Here is a 16,135-nt window from a genome sequence, read left to right on the forward strand (position 1 = left end):
CACGCTGGACGCCGACAACGCAAAGGGCACCCTGCTCGAGCTGAGCCTCGGCTTGCTGGCCGCGGTGGTTGGCCTGTTGTTGGTGTGGCTGATGGCACGCAGCGTGACTCGGCCGATCCTCGGTGTGGCGCACATGCTCGAAGACATCGCCAGCGGCGAAGGCGACCTGACTCAGCGCCTGGCGTACGACAAAAAAGACGAATTGGGCCAACTTGCCGGCGGGTTCAACCGTTTCCTCGACAAACTGCAGCCGATTATTGCCGAGGTCAAACGCTCGGTGCAGGACGCCCGCAGCACCGCCGATCAGTCTGCTGCCATCGCGAGCGAAACCAGCGCCGGCATGGAGCAGCAGTACCGCCAGGTCGATCAGGTGGCCACCGCCTCCCACGAAATGAGCGCCACCGCCCAGGACGTCGCACGCAGCGCCGCCCAAGCCGCGCAAGCTGCCCGGGATGCCGACAAGGCGACCCGCGAAGGCTTGACCGTGATCGACCGCACCACCACCAACATCGGGCATTTGGCGGCAGACATGAGCACCGCCATGGCCCAGGTCGAGGGGTTGGCAGCCAATAGCGAGAAGATTGGTTCGGTGCTGGAAGTGATTCGCGGAATTGCCGAACAGACCAACCTGCTGGCGCTCAACGCCGCCATCGAGGCTGCCCGCGCCGGTGAGGCGGGTCGTGGCTTTGCGGTGGTTGCCGATGAAGTGCGCAACCTGGCGCGGCGCACGCAGGAATCGGTGGAAGAAACCCGCGTGGTGATCGAGCAGTTGCAAAGTGGCACCGAAGAGGTGGTTGGCTCCATGGGCAACAGTTATCGCCAGGCCCAGGGCAGTGTCGAACAGGTCGGTCAGGCGGTCACCGCGCTGCGCCAGATTGGCGACGCGGTCACCGTGATCAGCGACATGAACCTGCAAATCGCCAGTGCTGCCGAAGAGCAGAGCGCGGTGGCCGAGGAGATCAACAACAACGTGGCGACGATTCGGGATGTGACGGAGTCGTTGTCGGAACAGGCAAATGAGTCGGCGCGGGTGAGCCAGGCGTTGAATAGCCTGGCGAATCAGCAGCAAGGGTTGATGGATCAGTTCAAGGTTTGATTTACCCGTACACATTCTGCCCTTGAGGAAATCCTGTGTGGGAGCGGGCTTGCTCGCGAAGGCGATGTATCAGTCAACATAGTCAGTGACTGACACGCCGCCTTCGCGAGCAAGCCCGCTCCCACATTTTGAATTGCGGCGCGTCAGACCTGGCGTCGCGGCAGCTCGATCAGTGCTTTCAAGCCGCCCAGCTCACTCTCCTGCAACTGCAACACTCCGCCCCAGACCTCGACGATATCGCGCACGATTCCCAAGCCCAAACCGTGGCCGTCAATCTGTTCATCCAGGCGTGTCCCCCGGCTGAACACCTGGGCGCGCTGGGTTTCGGGGATGCCGGGGCCATCGTCTTCGACGGCGAGCACGTAACTGTGTGGTGTTTCGCTGATGCTCACGCGTATGTCGGCGTCGGCCCATTTGCAGGCGTTATCCAGCAGGTTGCCCAGCAGCTCCAGCATGTCTTCACGGTCCCAGGGCAATTGCAGGCCGGGGGTGCCGTGGTAGCTCAAGTCCAGGTGTTCACCGTGGATCATGGTCAAAGTGGCTAACAAGCCAGGCAGTTCCTGTTCACAGTCGAACAACGCACCCGGCAGGGTTTCGCCGGCCAGACGGGCGCGATTCAGCTCACGATTCAGCCGTTGCTGCACCTGCGCCAAATGGTCGAGCAGCAATTTGCTCAGTTCCGGATGGTCTTTAAGTTGTTCGCTCGACGCCACGCTCATCAGTACGGCCATTGGGGTTTTCAGGGCGTGGCCCAGGTTGCCCAGCGCATTGCGCGAACGCTTGAGGCTGTCCTCGGTGTGGGCCAGCAGATGGTTGATCTGCGCCACCAGCGGTTCCAGCTCCAGCGGCACCTGGGTGTCGAGTTGCGAGCGCTGGCCCTGTTGCAGCTGGGCGATCTGATTGCGCGCCGTTTCCAATGGGCGCAAGGCGCGGCGCACGGTGACCCGTTGCAGAATCAACACCAGCATCAGCGCCGCCAGCCCCAGCACCAGACCAATCTGACGCATCAGGCGGAAGCTTTCCCGCACCGGCGTGTAGTCCTGAGCCACGCTGATGGAAATCGACTGGCCGAAGCGCTTGTAGTCCTCACGCAATACCAGCAGTTGCTGGCCCTCCGGCCCCAACTGCAAGTTGCCCTTGATCCCGGCTTCGGCCAGGCGCGGCAGGTCCTGGTCCCACAGTGAGCGGGAGCGCCAATGCTTGTCGGAGAAATCAATCCGGAAATAGTGCCCCGAAAACGGTCGTTGATAGGCCGGAGACAAACGGTTCTCGTGCAATTGCAAACCGTCCGGCCCACGCACCAGCGCCACCAGCAGGTTCTCGCTATCGTTGCGCAAGCCCGCTTCCAGGTAGCGCTGCAAACCGGCCTCGAACAACCACAAACTGGTTTGCGCCAGCACCACGCCGACCACCACCATCACGCTGATCAGCCCCAGGCTCAGGCGCCGCTGAATGGACCTCATGCAGGGCTGGCGCCAAACCGGTAACCCTGGCCGCGCCGGGTTTCAATCACGCTGCGGCCCAACTTGCGGCGCAGGTGGTTGACGTGCACTTCCAGCACATTGGAATCGCGCTCGGTCTCGCCGTCGTACAGGTGCTCGGCCAGGTGGCTTTTCGACAGGATCTGTTCCGGGTGCAGCATGAAGTAACGCAACAGGCGAAACTCCGCGGCGGTCAGCTGGATCTCCGCGCCATCGCGCAACACGCATTGGCGGCCTTCATCCAGGTGCAGACCGGCGGCCTGCAAGGTGGGCTGGTTGGCATGGCCGTGGGAGCGGCGCAGCAGCGCCTGGATGCGCAGGTGCAGTTCTTCGGGGTGGAAAGGTTTGCTCAAGTAATCGTCGGCGCCAGCTTTGAGCCCTTCGATGCGCTCGGCCCAGGAATCGCGTGCGGTGAGCACCAACACCGGCGTGGCCAGGGACGCCGCGCGCCACTGCGCCAGCACGTCCAGCCCAGGCAGGCCCGGCAGGCCGAGGTCGAGAATGATCAGATCATAGGGCTCGCTGCGGCCTTGATACACGGCGTCGCGACCATCAGCCAGCCAGTCGACGGCATAGCCCTGGCGCTGCAGGCCGGCCATGAGTTCATCGGCCAGCGGTACGTTGTCTTCCACCAGAAGCAGGCGCATCAGTCGTCTTCCTTATCTTTGAGCAGCACACCGGTTGTAGCATCCAGTTTAATTTCGCGCACGACACCTTCAGTGGTCACCAACTCCACCTCATACGCATATTGACCGTGTTTCTTTTCAAGCTCGGCTTCCAGCAGCCGTGAGCCCGGGTAGCGCTCCATTGCTTGCTGCAACAGGTGCTCCAGCGGCAGGATCACTCCCTGCTGGCGCAATGCCAAGGCTTCATCCTGATTGAGGTCGCGGGCCGCCAGGCTTGAGCAAAAAGCCAGGAGCACCAGCACCATCACACTGCTGGCGCGTCGATATACCGTCATTACGTATCCTGATGATTCTTGAGAACGTGCCCGCTGAGCGCGTCCAATTCGACTTCCCACTCGACGCCGTCGACATCTTCCAGTTCGACCTGGTAAAGGTACTTGCCATAAGCCTCGTCCAGATCAGTGTCGAGCAACGTCGAGCCGGGATGCAGCGCCAAGGCGCAGGCTTCCAATTGGTCAAAGGCGACAATGGTAACAGTGCCAGGCAATGTCAGCGGTTTGTCGGGGTCCACTGCTTGGGCCTGTGCCGCGACGGATGTGATGATACCGGCGGCGATCAGCGCTGTAAGGCGCTTCATGGCGAGTCTCCGTTTCAGAATGTTTTTCCTACGCCAGCCACCGTACTCATCGCAACTTAACTGAAACTGAATTGCCACCATGGCAATTTTCAAGCCTCATCTTTACCTTTCCCTGTAAGAGAATTCTTATAATGCTCCGTTCGCTGCAACAGAGACCGGTATGACCGCCATCCACATCAAGTTTCCTGCGCTGACACTCAAGGCGGGCAAACGCGCCTTTACGCGGATTCGTGAACGAGGCCTCGCACCCGCCGACGTGGGCATACTCCCCGGCGCGGCCGGTGGCCCCAAGGCGCTGGGCATCCAGGGCCTGGACCTGGTGCTGTTTGGCGATTGGCTGCCGCGCGCCCCGCGAGAGCGTGCCTTGATCGGCGCGTCCATCGGCTCCTGGCGGTTTGCCAGCGCGTGCTTGCCCGACCCTGTGCAAGGCTTGCTGGACCTTGGCCGGCTGTATAACGAACAGCGTTTCGCCAAAGGCGTGACCATGGCCGAGGTCAGCCAGAGTTGCCGACGCATGCTCGATGACCTGCTGGCCGGCCGCGATGCTCGGGTACTGGACAACCCTGACTACCGCCTGAATATCATGGTGGTCAAAAGCCACGGCCTGCTCGCCGATGACCACCGCGGGCGGTTGGGCTTGGGCTTGTCCTCGGTGATCGCCGACAACCTGCGGGGCCGTGCGCGGCTGTCGCGGCATTTCGAACGGCTGATCATTCATGACCCGCGCCAGGCGCCGCCGGTGCACCCGCTGAAGGACTTTGCGTCGCGCTTTATCGACCTGGAACCGGGCAACCTGCGCCAGGCACTGCTGGCCTCAGGCTCCATCCCGATGGTGATGCAAGGCGTGCGCGACCTGCCCGGCGCCGGGGCCGGCACCTACCGCGACGGCGGCCTGCTGGACTATCACCTCGACCTGCCCTACCACGGCGATGACATCGTGCTGTACCCGCATTTTACCGACCGCGTCATTCCCGGCTGGTTCGACAAAGGCCTGCCGTGGCGACGCAGCAATCAACAAGGCTTGCAGGACGTCTTGCTGCTGGCGCCGTCCAGGGATTATCTGGCGCGCCTGCCCCACGGTAAATTGCCGGACCGCAGCGACTTCAAGCGTTTTATGGGCGATGACGCGAGCCGCAACGCCTACTGGCAGACCGCAATGAGCGAGAGCCAGCGCCTGGGGGATGAGTTCCTGCGGCTGGCGGATAACGGTCAATTGGGTGAGCACTTGCAAGCCCTTTAACCCAGCGGTGTGCGCGGCGGTGGATCAAGCTGTTAAACTCGCCGCCTGCCAGACACCTGACCGAGCTGAAAACACTGTGGAAATCTTCAAGGAATTTACATTCGAATCCGCCCACCGCCTGCCCCACGTACCGGAAGGCCATAAATGTGGGCGCCTGCATGGGCACTCGTTCAAGGTGGCGATCCACCTGAGCGGCGATCTGGATCCCCATACCGGCTGGATTCGCGACTTCTCGGAGATCAAGGCGATTTTCAAGCCGCTCTATGAGCGCCTTGACCACAACTACCTCAACGACATCCCAGGCCTGGAAAACCCGACCAGCGAAGTGCTGGCCAAGTGGATCTGGACCGAATTGAAACCCCTGTTGCCTGAGCTCAGTGCGATTCGCATCCACGAGACCTGCACCAGCGGCTGCATCTACCGCGGCGAGTAAACCGGCGCGACGAAAAAACCACCCTTGCGGTGGTTTTTTTATGCCCGGCTACCTTACAGTCGCGGCTCCCTGCCGACACTGAGCCCGCCGCCATGCCCACCTCGATACGCGTTGCCACTGCGGGCGATGTCGCCTGCGTGGAGGCCATCGTCGAAGCTGCGTACACGCCTTACATAGAGCGGATCGGGCGCAAGCCAGGGCCGATGCTGGAGGACTATCGTCAGTGGGTCGAGGCCGGCAGCGTGTATGTGCTCGACAATATGGGAAAGGTTCAGGGCTTTATTATCCTGCTGGACAGCGACGGTGCGTTGTTACTGGATAACCTGGCGGTTGCCCCGGATGCCCAAGGCCTGGGGTTGGGCCGGCTGTTGATGGACTTTGCTGAACAGAGGGCGATTCAGTTGGGGTACGCCGCTATTCGGCTCTATACCAACGAAGCCATGACCGAGAACATCACGCTGTACGCCCGCCGAGGCTATATCGAAACCCATCGCGCCGAGGCGCATGGCTTGCGCCGTGTCTACATGACCAAGGGTCTTTAGCAGCCCCCCCGGAAGCTGTTCGACTGAGCCATTGTGTATCAGCGTTGCACCGCTTTCGTGCCCGATTGGGCACAAAAAACACTCCGCCCGGCGATTCCCACCTGTTTGGCTATAAATACTCTGCACGGTGCACAGCGCGCGCAGTGTGCCCGTCACTGCGACTGATTTGGCACGCGCGGTGCAACAGGCCAGCATCAGTCAATCAGGGAGCACGGCACATGACGAGGCAAGACTCGGGCAACGATTACCCCCTCAGCGAAGTACCGATGCATGCGCGCAAGGGCCTGGCGTCCACGGCCATGGTGCTGCTGGGATTCACGTTTTTTACCGCGACCATGTTTGCCGGCGGCAAGCTGGGGGTGGCGTTCAGTTTCATCGACATGCTCGGCGTCGTGGCCCTGGGTAACCTGTTGTTGGGCATTTACGCCGCAGGCTTGGGTTACATCGCGTTCAAGAGCGGCCTGAACTCGGTATTGATGGGCCGCTTCTGCTTTGGCGAGGTCGGCAGCAAGCTCAGTGACCTGATCCTCGGCTTCACCCAGATCGGCTGGTATGCCTGGGGCACCGCCACTGCCGCCGTGGTGTTGGGCAAATACTTCGAACTGAGCCAGGGCAGCGTGCTGGCATTGATGGTGCTGTTCGGCCTGGTGTTTTGCGCCACGGCGTACGTGGGGTATCGCGGGTTGGAGATCCTGTCCTACATCGCGGTACCGGCGATGGGCATTTTACTGTTGCTGTCGATGTGGGTTGCCACGGTAAAAGTCGGCGGGCTGGACGGCCTGCTGGCGGTGGTGCCAACCGCCGAATTGGACCTGTCCACCGCGATCACCCTGGTGTTCGGCACTTTCGTCAGCGGCGCGACCCAGGCGACCAACTGGACACGGTTTTCCCGCTCGGCCAGGGTCGCGGTGCTGGCCAGCCTGATCGGTTTTTTTATCGGCAATGGTTTGATGGTGTTGATCGGGGCCTACGGCGCCATCGTCTACCAGCAACCGGATGTGGTGGAGGTGTTGCTGCTGCAAGGCTTCGCCATGGCGGCGATGGCCATGTTGCTGCTCAATATATGGAGCACCCAGGACAACACCATCTATAACTTTGCCGTGGCAGGCTGCAACTTGCTGCGCACCCGCCGCCGCAAGACCGTAACCCTTGGCGGCGCGGTGATCGGCACCCTGCTGGCCTTGTTCGGCATGTACGACCTGCTGGTGCCCTACCTGATTCTGCTGGGCACGGTCATCCCGCCGATTGGCGGGGTGATCATGGCGGATTTCTTCTACCGATATCGCGGCCGCTACCCACGCCTGGCCGATGCACGCCTGCCGGCGTTCAACTGGCCGGGCCTGGTGGCCTACGCCGTCGGCACCGTGCTGGCCTTCAACTCACCGTGGGTCGCACCGTTGGTGGGGATTGTGACGGCGTCCCTGACCTACATCGTGCTGACCGCCGTCCTGCGTGTGCGCGCACCGCTGGCTGACGCCCCGGCATGAGCCTGAGTTCACGAGAATGGTAACCTTGTGGCCGCCGCTCAACGCCTGACCGTGCACCGCAACACCCTTACACACCGCGTCCAGCGGATTGAAGCCCTATGGGCTGACGCTGGACAATGCGTACGACCGCCTAGACATGGCAATAGCCCTGATGATCTGGCGGCTGAATGTCTTTAGCCAAGAGGAACTTGCCCATGCATATCATCAACGCCCGCCTGCGCAACCGTGAAGGCCTGCATGATCTGCACCTGGAACATGGCCGGATCGCCAGTATCACGCCGCAAACGACAGCGCCCGTTTTATCGGCCGATGATCTGGACGCCGCCGGCAATTTGGTCATACCGCCCTTCGTCGAGCCGCACATTCACCTCGATGCCACACTCACTGCCGGCGAACCACGCTGGAACATGAGTGGCACCTTGTTCGAAGGTATTGAGTGCTGGGGCGAACGCAAAGCCACCATCACTCAGGAGGACACCAAGACCCGCGCCAAAAAAACCATCCAGTCGCTGGCCGCCCATGGCATCCAGCATGTGCGCACCCACGTTGACGTCACCGACCCGGACCTGACGGCGCTCAAAGCCATGCTCGAAGTGCGTGAAGACAGCGCGCACCTGATCGACCTGCAAATCGTCGCCTTTCCCCAGGAAGGTATCGAGTCCTACCGCAATGGCCGCGAACTGATGGCAGAGGCTATTCGCCTGGGCGCCGATGTTGTGGGCGGCATTCCTCACTTCGAGTACACCCGCGACCAAGGCGTCAGCTCGGTGAAATTCCTTATGGACCTGGCCGAGCGCACAGGCTGCCTGGTGGATGTGCACTGCGACGAAACCGACGACCCACACTCACGTTTTCTCGAAGTTCTTGCCGAAGAAGCCCGCAGCCGCGACATGGGTGCGCGCGTCACCGCCAGCCATACCACGGCGATGGGCTCTTACGACAATGCGTATTGCGCCAAACTTTTTCGCTTGCTCGGGCACTCCGGCATCAGCTTTGTCTCTTGCCCGACTGAAAGCATCCACCTGCAGGGCCGTTTCGACAGCTTCCCGAAACGCAGGGGCGTCACCCGCGTCAATGAACTGCTCGAAGCCGGCATGAACGTGTGCTTCGGCCAGGACTCCATCGTCGATCCCTGGTACCCGCTGGGCAACGGCAACATCTTGCGCGTGCTCGAAGCTGGCTTGCACATCTGCCATATGCTGGGCTATCGCAACCTGCAAAGCGCGCTGGACTTGGTCACCGACAACAGCGCCAAGGCCATGGCCCTGGGCGACCGGTACGGCCTGGAACCTGGCCGCCCGGCCAACCTGTTGATCCTGTCGGCAGACAGCGACTACGAAGTGATCCGCAGCCAGGGCCTGCCGCTGTACTCGATCCGCAAGGGCAAGGTGCTGATGAAACGCCAGCCGGCACAGGTGGAGTTTTTGTAACGGGCTCGGTTAAACAGTCGAATCGATATCAAACGGTTGCACCCTCCCCCGATCGTCGTGGGAGGGCGGCGGAATACTGGCAACCTGGGACAGTTCGCGATTTTCACGGTGGCTGAACCAGCGTTTGAGGCTCGGCTCCAGGCCAGAGGAATGGGTGTGACTACCATAAACGTCACGCGCTTCCAGGCGGCGCCAGCGCAGCGAATCAAGGCGCTGGCGGCTGGTGCGCAATCGGTCGATCTCGGCGTTCAAGGCCTGGTTATGTTCGTGCGCGTGGTCGCGCGCGTTAGGTGGGCGACGCCGGTCCAGCTCACGGTTTTTGTCGCGCAGTTGTTCAGTCATCTTTTCAAGTGCATGGTCGATCAACTCAAACTCTGTTCGCGTGACCAGCGGCCCCTGGCTGTCCACGGTTTGTTGCCAGCGACGCAAGGTGGCCCAGGCCGCAGGGATGTAGCTGGCGGTCATGAAGTGCTGGTTGGCCTGGAAGAGTTGTTTGAGCAGATTTTCGCGGTCGGGCATATCGCCATGGCGCTGCACTGCGCTGTTGCAGCCTGCCTCCAGAATAGACTCACAGCCAGGTTTCCATAACACCGAGGATTGAGTGCCGTCGGGGAGTTTGATCGGCATGAAATGTTGTTGCTCGCCGTGATGCGTGTAGGGGTTGCCGCCGAAGCGCACCAAACCGGTGGCGAACAACAGGCCGCCTGGGCCGGGAGCGCTGAAAAGCATTACGGCACCCGGGACCCAGAGTTTGGCGGTGGTGTTCATCCACGGCGCCGGGACGCTGGGCACAGGGTCGTTATGATTGACGATGCGGTGGTGGACGAGGGATGAGGCGCCTTCGACGAACTCGGCGTCGGCGGCGCGGGGGGCGCCGTAGGTGTAGAGGAGGATGTTGTAGTCACGGTCAGGACTTCGGCGCAGTGCTTCAGCCAATAGCAGCGCGATTGCGCCGCCGAGGCTGTGGCCGCAAATGACTATTCGTTGGCTGCTGTGGAATTGGTCAAGGTAATGCAGTACGAACTTGCGCATCGCTCGGTAGGCCGAGTAAAAACCCTCATGTGCCCGACCTACACCCTCAGCAAAATCCACTTGGTGGGCGTTTGCGTCGCGCAAGATATCAGCACCACTAACCGTACCTCGCACAGAGATCAGGATGACTTCATCGTGATGAGTGATAAATGCCTGAGTGTCTGTGCCGAATTTTTCATCATCAAAAAAATGCAAGCCGGCTGGGTGCTCCTGCTGTTTCTCCGGATGCGGTCGATTTTGTAGGTATAACTCAGGATCGAAAGGAAGAATCTCGAAGCGTCGGGAGTACGGGACCTCTTCATAAAGTGGGTAAAAGCGCTGAGTTTGTTCGGGATCAATTCGCCACGCCTCCTGAAACCCCGACAGTTTCTCACCAAACAGATTTCCAACCGTCGGTGCAATCGGGAACGTCACGTGGTCAACGGGCCTATTCGGTGGTTGCTGGCCAAAATCGCAGTAACTCAGGGCTGACATCAGGGCCAGCTGATACAGATTCAAGGCACAGAACTGGTCATCGGTAGACAGTATCGGGCGCAACGCCCGTAAAGGCCGCACTTCCAAAACGCTGTGTTGATTGGGAAATAGCACCACCCCCGTCAGGCTGGGCTGAGGAGGGCCGAATCCCAGGTCGGCCATCATCTTTAGGGCATGGCGTTGAGGGCTATGCGTCCTGGGAAATTGAGGCGGCAGATGGGCCACATGGCGTACCAGATCCCGCACTTCAACTTGATAGAACCGGTCTGCTGGCGATAGTGCGGGGTTGCCCTCTAGACGCTGTCCATTGCTACTGGAAAATCGAGTTTGCTCGGCGCGGACTTGAAGCTCGCTGATGGGTAGCGGGTATGTACGACGAACTCGCAATCGGCTGTACGGTTCTTCCGCTCCGGAATACAGGCTATCGAACTTAAGAACTACAGGACCGCAGTAAAACCCTTCCAGCTTGGCAAATCCGTCCCCATTTAATCTACCGTCGTACTGACGGCCTGTACTGTCGTGGATTGAGTAAGAGAGCCCACCAAAAGCTTTTCCACTGCCCGTATCGTCTACCAGGCAAAAGCTCGCCCAATGCCCTTTCAAGGCGCAAGCAGGCATCTTGTCGCTGAAAAAAGGTTGCTTCCAAGCATCCTGTTTCATAAATTCACTCCTTGTTATTTGCACGTTGGGTAGACGTCACAAATGCGCCCATCCGGCATTTTTATTGGCTTGAAGTCCGTAGTATTGCCCTGGCAGTACGCGGACAGATCTTCAAAACTTTTACCTTTACAACGTCTCCAGCCCCCTGGGACTGCTATCCAACTGTCGCCAAACGCAGGCAGCTCATCCGCAGTAACAGTGAGTATCAACCTGAGTGTTTTGCCCGTTAGCTGATCTCGTTGGGCACCACCACCCGCTTTATATTTTTCTGGCTGACCTTCGTCGTCCAACGAATTGCATTCCAAAAGTTTGGTGATCGCATGTGAGCGACCCACCGTGCGGAAATACCACCGGCATTGCCCTCGCAACTCCTGAACCCCTGACTCGGGCATCACTGGAAAACCTTCAGGCAAACGATCTGGAATACCGATGCTTGCTCTATCCCCCCCTACGTCCGAATCACGCTTCCCCCACTTCGCATAAAACTCAAACTGCACACTGCTCAACACCGAAGGGCACCCCTCAATGGTTTCACTCAACGGCAGCTCATAACTCACCCGGTTGGCCACTGGGTTGAACTCAGTAAAAAACAACTTGCGCTCCGGTCGCTTGCCGCGACGTACTGGCAAGGTGCAGGTCTGCCCCGTAGCGGGACGATAGTTAGCCGCCGTTTTAAGCTCGAAATCCGCCGGCAAATCCACTTCCAGCGTAAAGCGATCAACCGGCCCTACCGCACACCCCGAAAGCCATCCCATACCAAGCGCAATCAACGCTGCGAACACTCGCCTGCTCATGGTCGTTCCCCACTTCTGCGCCACTGCTCTACTGTGCGTTCAAAGTGATCGATCGGCGTCTCTCCCCGCAGCGGCTGCCACTGAATCACGCTGCCTTGCGTCGCCTCCATCAACCGGTGCACCACCAGAAATTCGAGCTGCTGCACCCCATGCCACTGCCAGGCTCGGGCCTGCTCCAACACCTGCGTCAGCCAGATTCGAGGGTCCTGAAACTCAACCAGTGCGGCGAGATTTTCACTGTGTGCGGTCAGCAGGAATCGCAGGATGTTGGCATGCAGGATCGCAGCCGCCTGTGCATTCGGCGTGTCCAGCCAGGGTGCAGGAACCGGCAGCGGATAGTCGCCCGGGGCAGGGTTTTGCGCCTGGTACCAGCGGTCTTCGTGCCAGTAACACACGCTGATCAGTGGGCCCAGGTATTGCGGCCAACGTTCGTTTGGCAGGTGAGCCAATGCCCGAGCCAGGGTGCGGTTATCGTCAAAACGGTACAGGGCACGGTTTCCCTGCGGGCCGACCAACAGACGCTCGCGCCAATGCCGAACCACGCAAGCCAGGTCGTCGTCGGGCAGGCTGCCCAACCAGCCCCAGTTCAGGTCGGGCTGTCGCAGCAGATCAACCAGCGCAGGCTCGTCCAGCTGCTCGAGCAGCACGATCACCGGGCCAACCGATGCCAGCTCGGCCACGGCGGTGTCACTGTAAAAACTGGCGTACTGCAACAGCGTACGGGCCGCCATCAACGGTTGGCGCGCATCGCTGTTGCCATCAAGGATCAAGCACACTCGGCGCCCGGCCTGTTGTTGCTGGGCCATCCATCGGTCTGGCAGGTTCTCCATCACGCAGCCCTCCCGGTGATGTCGCACAGGCCTTCGCGGCACTGCTCGCACACAGGGCAAAAGTCAGCGTCCAGCTGGCGGGCGACATTCATCAGCGCACCTTGCGCGGTAGATACTTTCAGCAGGCTCGCCGCAGACAACGGATTCACCGTGCAGGTCGCATGCGGCACGCCGCCGACGGTGATGGGCCGGCTGCTGAAAATTGCCCCGGCTTGAATCAGCAGGTGCTCTCCACCTGCCTTCAGGCTAAGTTGCGCGCCGGCATCGATGACCAGGCTGGCACCGGCCTTGATATGGATCTGTTGCCCGGCCTCGATGACCCACGACTGGTCCACAAGGGTTTGGCTGTCACCGTGTATGTTCAGATGATCGCTCGCCTGGAGCACACTCCTGCGATCACCTGTGACCTGATGATGCTCGCCTCCCGCCAAGTGCACCGTGCTTGGCCCCCTGATGATTTCCCGCCGTTCACCGGCCACCTCCAGGCGACTGTCGTGGCCCACCTGCTGCTCCAAATCGCGCTGGGCGCGCAGGTAGATGAGTTCCTCGCCACGGCGGTCTTCAAGGTGCAGCTCATTGGCCCCTTCGCCACCCACGGAGCTGCGGCTGCGCAATACGCTGCGCGTCTTGTGTTGCGGCAAGGGATAGGCGGGCATATTCAGCGCATTGGGCAGGCAACCATTGATCAACGGCCGGTCGGGGTCGCCTTCCAGGAACGTCACCAGAACCTCCATGCCCACCCGCGGAATCTGCAGCGCGCCAAAGCCATCGCCCGCCCAACCGGACGCCACTCGCACCCAGCAACTGCTTTTATCATCGCGGCTGTCCTGGCGATCCCAATGAAAACGCACCTTCACCCGGCCATAAACATCGCAATGCACCTCCTCTCCCGCCGGGCCCGTTACCGTGGCGGTCTGGGTGCCATTGATGGTGGGCCTGGGGTGTTTGAGGGGCGGCCGATACGTTGCGCGCCAGGGCGTTGCGGTGAAGCGGTTGCGATAGCCCTGGAGTTCAGCCGGCTCACACGCGGCCTCCTCCTGCACTTGCGGTTGATACCCCTCATGCCACACCGACGTGAGCAACCACAGGTCATTGCAGACCGGGTCAGGGTGATCCTGCAGTTCAAGAAAATGGCCGCAACTGAACGCGGGCTGGTCACTCTTGCCCAAGGCCCGATAACGATCACTTTGATGGCGCTCCAAGCCTCGACGCGCTAATTGCCGACCCCGCGCACGGCCGCTGAACCCGCCGGGGTAACGGTAATCTTCAAGCGGTTGCGCCGAGGTTGGGCCGGCGTTGTCTTGCAGGCGCAGTGACGGATGCTCGAAGTCATGATCGCGGCGCACCGTTTGCTGGCAGCGGGTTTCCAGGCGTACGTCGAAACCCTGCACCACGCGCGTGTCGGCGGCCACGTTACCGACAGCGCAATAACGCTGCGCCGGCAAACGCCGAAACACCGTCTGGTCATCACCAAACACCAGCACATGCTCGTTCGGGCTGTGCCGAAAGTGGTAGTGAATGCCCTCCTCCTCGCATAGACGCTGGATGAAGTGCAGGTCAGTTTCCGCGTACTGTACGCAGAACGTCCGCGGCGGATAGACCACCGGTCCGAGTTCGAAGGCATAGGCGTCGGCAAGGATGCCGTGGTGTTTGAGGACCGCCGCGATGATCTGCGGCACGCTGAGTTGCTGGAAAATCCGCTGGTCGCGCCGGTGGGCGAGATTTGCCAGCCTCGGTGCAAGGGTAAGGTGATAGCGGGTGAGCCTGGTGCCCGGCTCATCACGGCCAATGCCATAGACCTGACCATGCAGGCCTGCTCCCGATTCGCCGAAGTCCAGGTAAACAGGCTGGTGCAGGAGCGCGTCCAGATCCAGGGAGGGGTTTTCGCTGACTAACTGCAGGTCGATAAAATAAGGCTGATCAAGCGTTTCACTGCCGCTGAAAGCCAGCACCTGAAAGTCACTAGTGGAATTTGAAAGAATCAATTTAAAACGGGACGACACATACCCATCAACCATCCGTAGTTACCCATCTTGAAGTAGTTAACCGAAAGGCTTTCCCCCAATGCGGATGCGGATAGAAGTGCGAAGGAAAGCGCCTGAACGCAGCAAAGCTTAGCGATTTCAGGCGAACGCCGGCCCTTCAAATAACAAAAAAGAAGTTTCGTACGGCAGCCTCGGAAGAGGCTTTTACCAAATAATACGGTGTATAAATCAAACAAAACTTAAACAACTAGAAGGTTCCTACGCTCACCTTTCAAACTTAACTATCCGATAAGGAAACAGCTGACATGTATTCAAGCCTTCAGCCGTTCCTTCATTTCAGGTTATCGGCCGTGCAGTCCCGAACAGGCTGACGCTCAGCAGTGTTTCGCCTGTGCTGCGCAAGCGCACTGGCGCCGTGCCACCTGGCATCACCACAGCCACGTCCCCGCTTTCGACCCAGCCCGCTCGCCACGCGGCACAAGCCACTGCGCTGGCGCTGGTTCCCGAGGACGCAGTGGGGCCCTCCCCTCGCTCAAACACCCGTGCGATGACCGAATTGCCCGAGGACCGGGCAGCCCATTGCAAATTGACCCCGGCGGCACAGGGCTGGCCGCGGCCGACAGGTGGGGCAAAAGCAATCGCCTGCAACGCCTCAAACACTGCGGGCTGGTGCATCGAAAGGTTGTTGGGCAATGCGCTCACATGCTCGAGCAGCGTCACGCAGTGGGGATTGCCCACGCGCACAAACTGGCTGCGCGCCCAATGCGGGTCTATCGCAGCCAGTGCGGGCACGTGGCTGAAGTCATGAGACATGCCATCAACCCTCCCAGCCCCTGCGGCTGAGGGGCCGAACGCAGGCTGCCCAAGCTCAAGCCAAAAACCCGCGACCTGGTCGTACACTGCCGGCTCTACAAGGGTGGACACCGGAGACGTTGCATCCGACTTGTCGTGGTACACCCGCAACTCACAGCCTTGAGTCATCAAGCCCTGATCAGTCAGCGCTTGGGAGAAAATCGTCAAACCGTTGCCACTGCGTTCGGCAAGCGTGCCATCGGTGTTGACAATCAACAGGTCAAACGGCGGCGCCGACTGGAACGGCCCGACCAACAACCCATCGCAGCGGTGTGCCTTGGCGTCGGCCGCACGCGGCAACGCGCCCCAGCCACAGGCTGAATCAATGGCAGATGTCGCCCAGGCTGTGCGGTTATTGGCAGCCAGTTGGGCATGCTCGGGCACGTCAACCGCTTGGCTTCTGAGCCAGGCCGGGCTGACCACCGCGTAGATATTGCCTCGCGCGTCGTAGAATCGGGTCATGTTGCCGCCCGCCTGAAAAAACTCATCAGCTCATCCGTCGAGTTACCTGCACATTTGACGGCAGCGTATTACAG

15 protein-coding genes and 2 pseudogenes are annotated in these 16,135 nt (G+C 60.5%); 8 read left to right on the forward strand and 9 right to left on the reverse strand.

Annotated elements, in window-relative coordinates:
- Nucleotides 1–91: 91 nt before the first annotated feature.
- Nucleotides 92–238, forward strand: a pseudogene (locus tag Q7C20_RS11165) (HAMP domain-containing protein); the annotation flags it as partial.
- A 102-nt stretch (nucleotides 239–340) separates the two neighbouring features.
- A complete protein-coding gene (locus tag Q7C20_RS11170) occupies nucleotides 341–1,096 on the forward strand; it encodes a methyl-accepting chemotaxis protein (RefSeq protein ID WP_375067419.1) in 756 nt (251 codons plus the stop codon).
- A 143-nt stretch (nucleotides 1,097–1,239) separates the two neighbouring features.
- On the opposite strand, the gene Q7C20_RS11175 is transcribed toward Q7C20_RS11170, so the two are convergent.
- Genes Q7C20_RS11175 through Q7C20_RS11190 form a run of 4 tightly spaced genes read right to left on the reverse strand, consistent with a single transcriptional unit; the run spans nucleotide 1,240 to nucleotide 3,840 of the window.
- Nucleotides 1,240–2,559: an ATP-binding protein gene (locus Q7C20_RS11175; RefSeq protein WP_375067310.1), complete on the reverse strand. Its 1,320-nt coding sequence runs from the start codon at nucleotides 2,557–2,559 to the stop codon at nucleotides 1,240–1,242.
- Entirely contained in the window at nucleotides 2,556–3,224 is a 669-nt protein-coding gene (locus Q7C20_RS11180) for a response regulator transcription factor (protein ID WP_348054809.1), read from the reverse strand. Before Q7C20_RS11180 ends, Q7C20_RS11175 begins: the two co-directional genes overlap by 4 nt.
- Complete coding sequence (locus tag Q7C20_RS11185) at nucleotides 3,224–3,538, reverse strand: PepSY domain-containing protein (protein WP_348054808.1); 315 nt, start codon at nucleotides 3,536–3,538, stop codon at nucleotides 3,224–3,226. The genes Q7C20_RS11180 and Q7C20_RS11185 overlap by 1 nt, the downstream gene beginning before the upstream one ends.
- Nucleotides 3,538–3,840 carry a PepSY domain-containing protein gene (locus Q7C20_RS11190; RefSeq protein WP_375067312.1) on the reverse strand — a complete coding sequence of 101 codons (303 nt, stop codon included), beginning with the start codon at nucleotides 3,838–3,840 and terminating at the stop codon, nucleotides 3,538–3,540. Before Q7C20_RS11190 ends, Q7C20_RS11185 begins: the two co-directional genes overlap by 1 nt.
- A 160-nt stretch (nucleotides 3,841–4,000) precedes the next feature.
- Between Q7C20_RS11190 and Q7C20_RS11195 the strand changes: the two genes are divergently transcribed.
- From Q7C20_RS11195 to codA, 6 genes and pseudogenes are all read left to right on the forward strand, one after another.
- On the forward strand, nucleotides 4,001–5,080 hold the full coding sequence (locus tag Q7C20_RS11195; protein WP_375067314.1) for a patatin-like phospholipase family protein: 1,080 nt from the start codon (nucleotides 4,001–4,003) through the stop codon (nucleotides 5,078–5,080).
- Between the two features lie 76 nt (nucleotides 5,081–5,156).
- Nucleotides 5,157–5,513 (forward strand): 6-carboxytetrahydropterin synthase QueD, encoded by a 357-nt coding sequence (gene queD, locus Q7C20_RS11200; protein ID WP_003237990.1) that lies wholly within the window; start codon nucleotides 5,157–5,159, stop codon nucleotides 5,511–5,513.
- A 92-nt stretch (nucleotides 5,514–5,605) separates the two neighbouring features.
- Nucleotides 5,606–6,055: a GNAT family N-acetyltransferase gene (locus Q7C20_RS11205; RefSeq protein ID WP_375067315.1), complete on the forward strand. Its 450-nt coding sequence runs from the start codon at nucleotides 5,606–5,608 to the stop codon at nucleotides 6,053–6,055.
- Nucleotides 6,056–6,273: 218 nt separating this feature from the next.
- Entirely contained in the window at nucleotides 6,274–7,542 is a 1,269-nt protein-coding gene (gene codB / locus Q7C20_RS11210) for a cytosine permease (protein ID WP_375067316.1), read from the forward strand.
- Nucleotides 7,543–7,551: 9 nt separating this feature from the next.
- Nucleotides 7,552–7,771: pseudogene (locus Q7C20_RS11215) on the forward strand (helix-turn-helix domain-containing protein); the annotation flags it as partial.
- Nucleotides 7,737–8,972: a cytosine deaminase gene (gene codA, locus Q7C20_RS11220; RefSeq protein ID WP_375067318.1), complete on the forward strand. Its 1,236-nt coding sequence runs from the start codon at nucleotides 7,737–7,739 to the stop codon at nucleotides 8,970–8,972. The pseudogene Q7C20_RS11215 and the gene codA, both read left to right, overlap by 35 nt.
- Nucleotides 8,973–8,981: 9 nt before the next feature.
- Here the strand turns inward: codA and Q7C20_RS11225 are convergent, their stop codons facing one another.
- The 5 genes from Q7C20_RS11225 to Q7C20_RS11245 all read right to left on the reverse strand — a co-directional run bounded on the left by Q7C20_RS11225 (nucleotide 8,982) and on the right by Q7C20_RS11245 (nucleotide 16,061).
- A complete protein-coding gene (locus tag Q7C20_RS11225; protein WP_375067319.1) occupies nucleotides 8,982–11,138 on the reverse strand; it encodes a lipase family protein in 2,157 nt (718 codons plus the stop codon).
- Between the two features lie 14 nt (nucleotides 11,139–11,152).
- Nucleotides 11,153–11,932, reverse strand: coding sequence for a hypothetical protein (locus tag Q7C20_RS11230; protein WP_375067321.1), 780 nt, complete (start codon nucleotides 11,930–11,932; stop codon nucleotides 11,153–11,155).
- Nucleotides 11,929–12,762: a DUF4123 domain-containing protein gene (locus Q7C20_RS11235; RefSeq protein ID WP_375067322.1), complete on the reverse strand. Its 834-nt coding sequence runs from the start codon at nucleotides 12,760–12,762 to the stop codon at nucleotides 11,929–11,931. Before Q7C20_RS11235 ends, Q7C20_RS11230 begins: the two co-directional genes overlap by 4 nt.
- Nucleotides 12,762–14,780: a type VI secretion system tip protein VgrG gene (locus tag Q7C20_RS11240; protein WP_375067323.1), complete on the reverse strand. Its 2,019-nt coding sequence runs from the start codon at nucleotides 14,778–14,780 to the stop codon at nucleotides 12,762–12,764. The genes Q7C20_RS11235 and Q7C20_RS11240 overlap by 1 nt, the downstream gene beginning before the upstream one ends.
- A gap of 303 nt (nucleotides 14,781–15,083) precedes the next feature.
- Nucleotides 15,084–16,061, reverse strand: coding sequence for a diaminopimelate epimerase (locus Q7C20_RS11245; RefSeq protein ID WP_375067324.1), 978 nt, complete (start codon nucleotides 16,059–16,061; stop codon nucleotides 15,084–15,086).
- Nucleotides 16,062–16,135 lie beyond the last annotated feature (74 nt).

Origin of the sequence: Pseudomonas sp. AMR01, assembly GCF_041946035.1 — a bacterium.
Lineage (GTDB): Bacteria > Pseudomonadota > Gammaproteobacteria > Pseudomonadales > Pseudomonadaceae > Aquipseudomonas > Aquipseudomonas antarctica_B.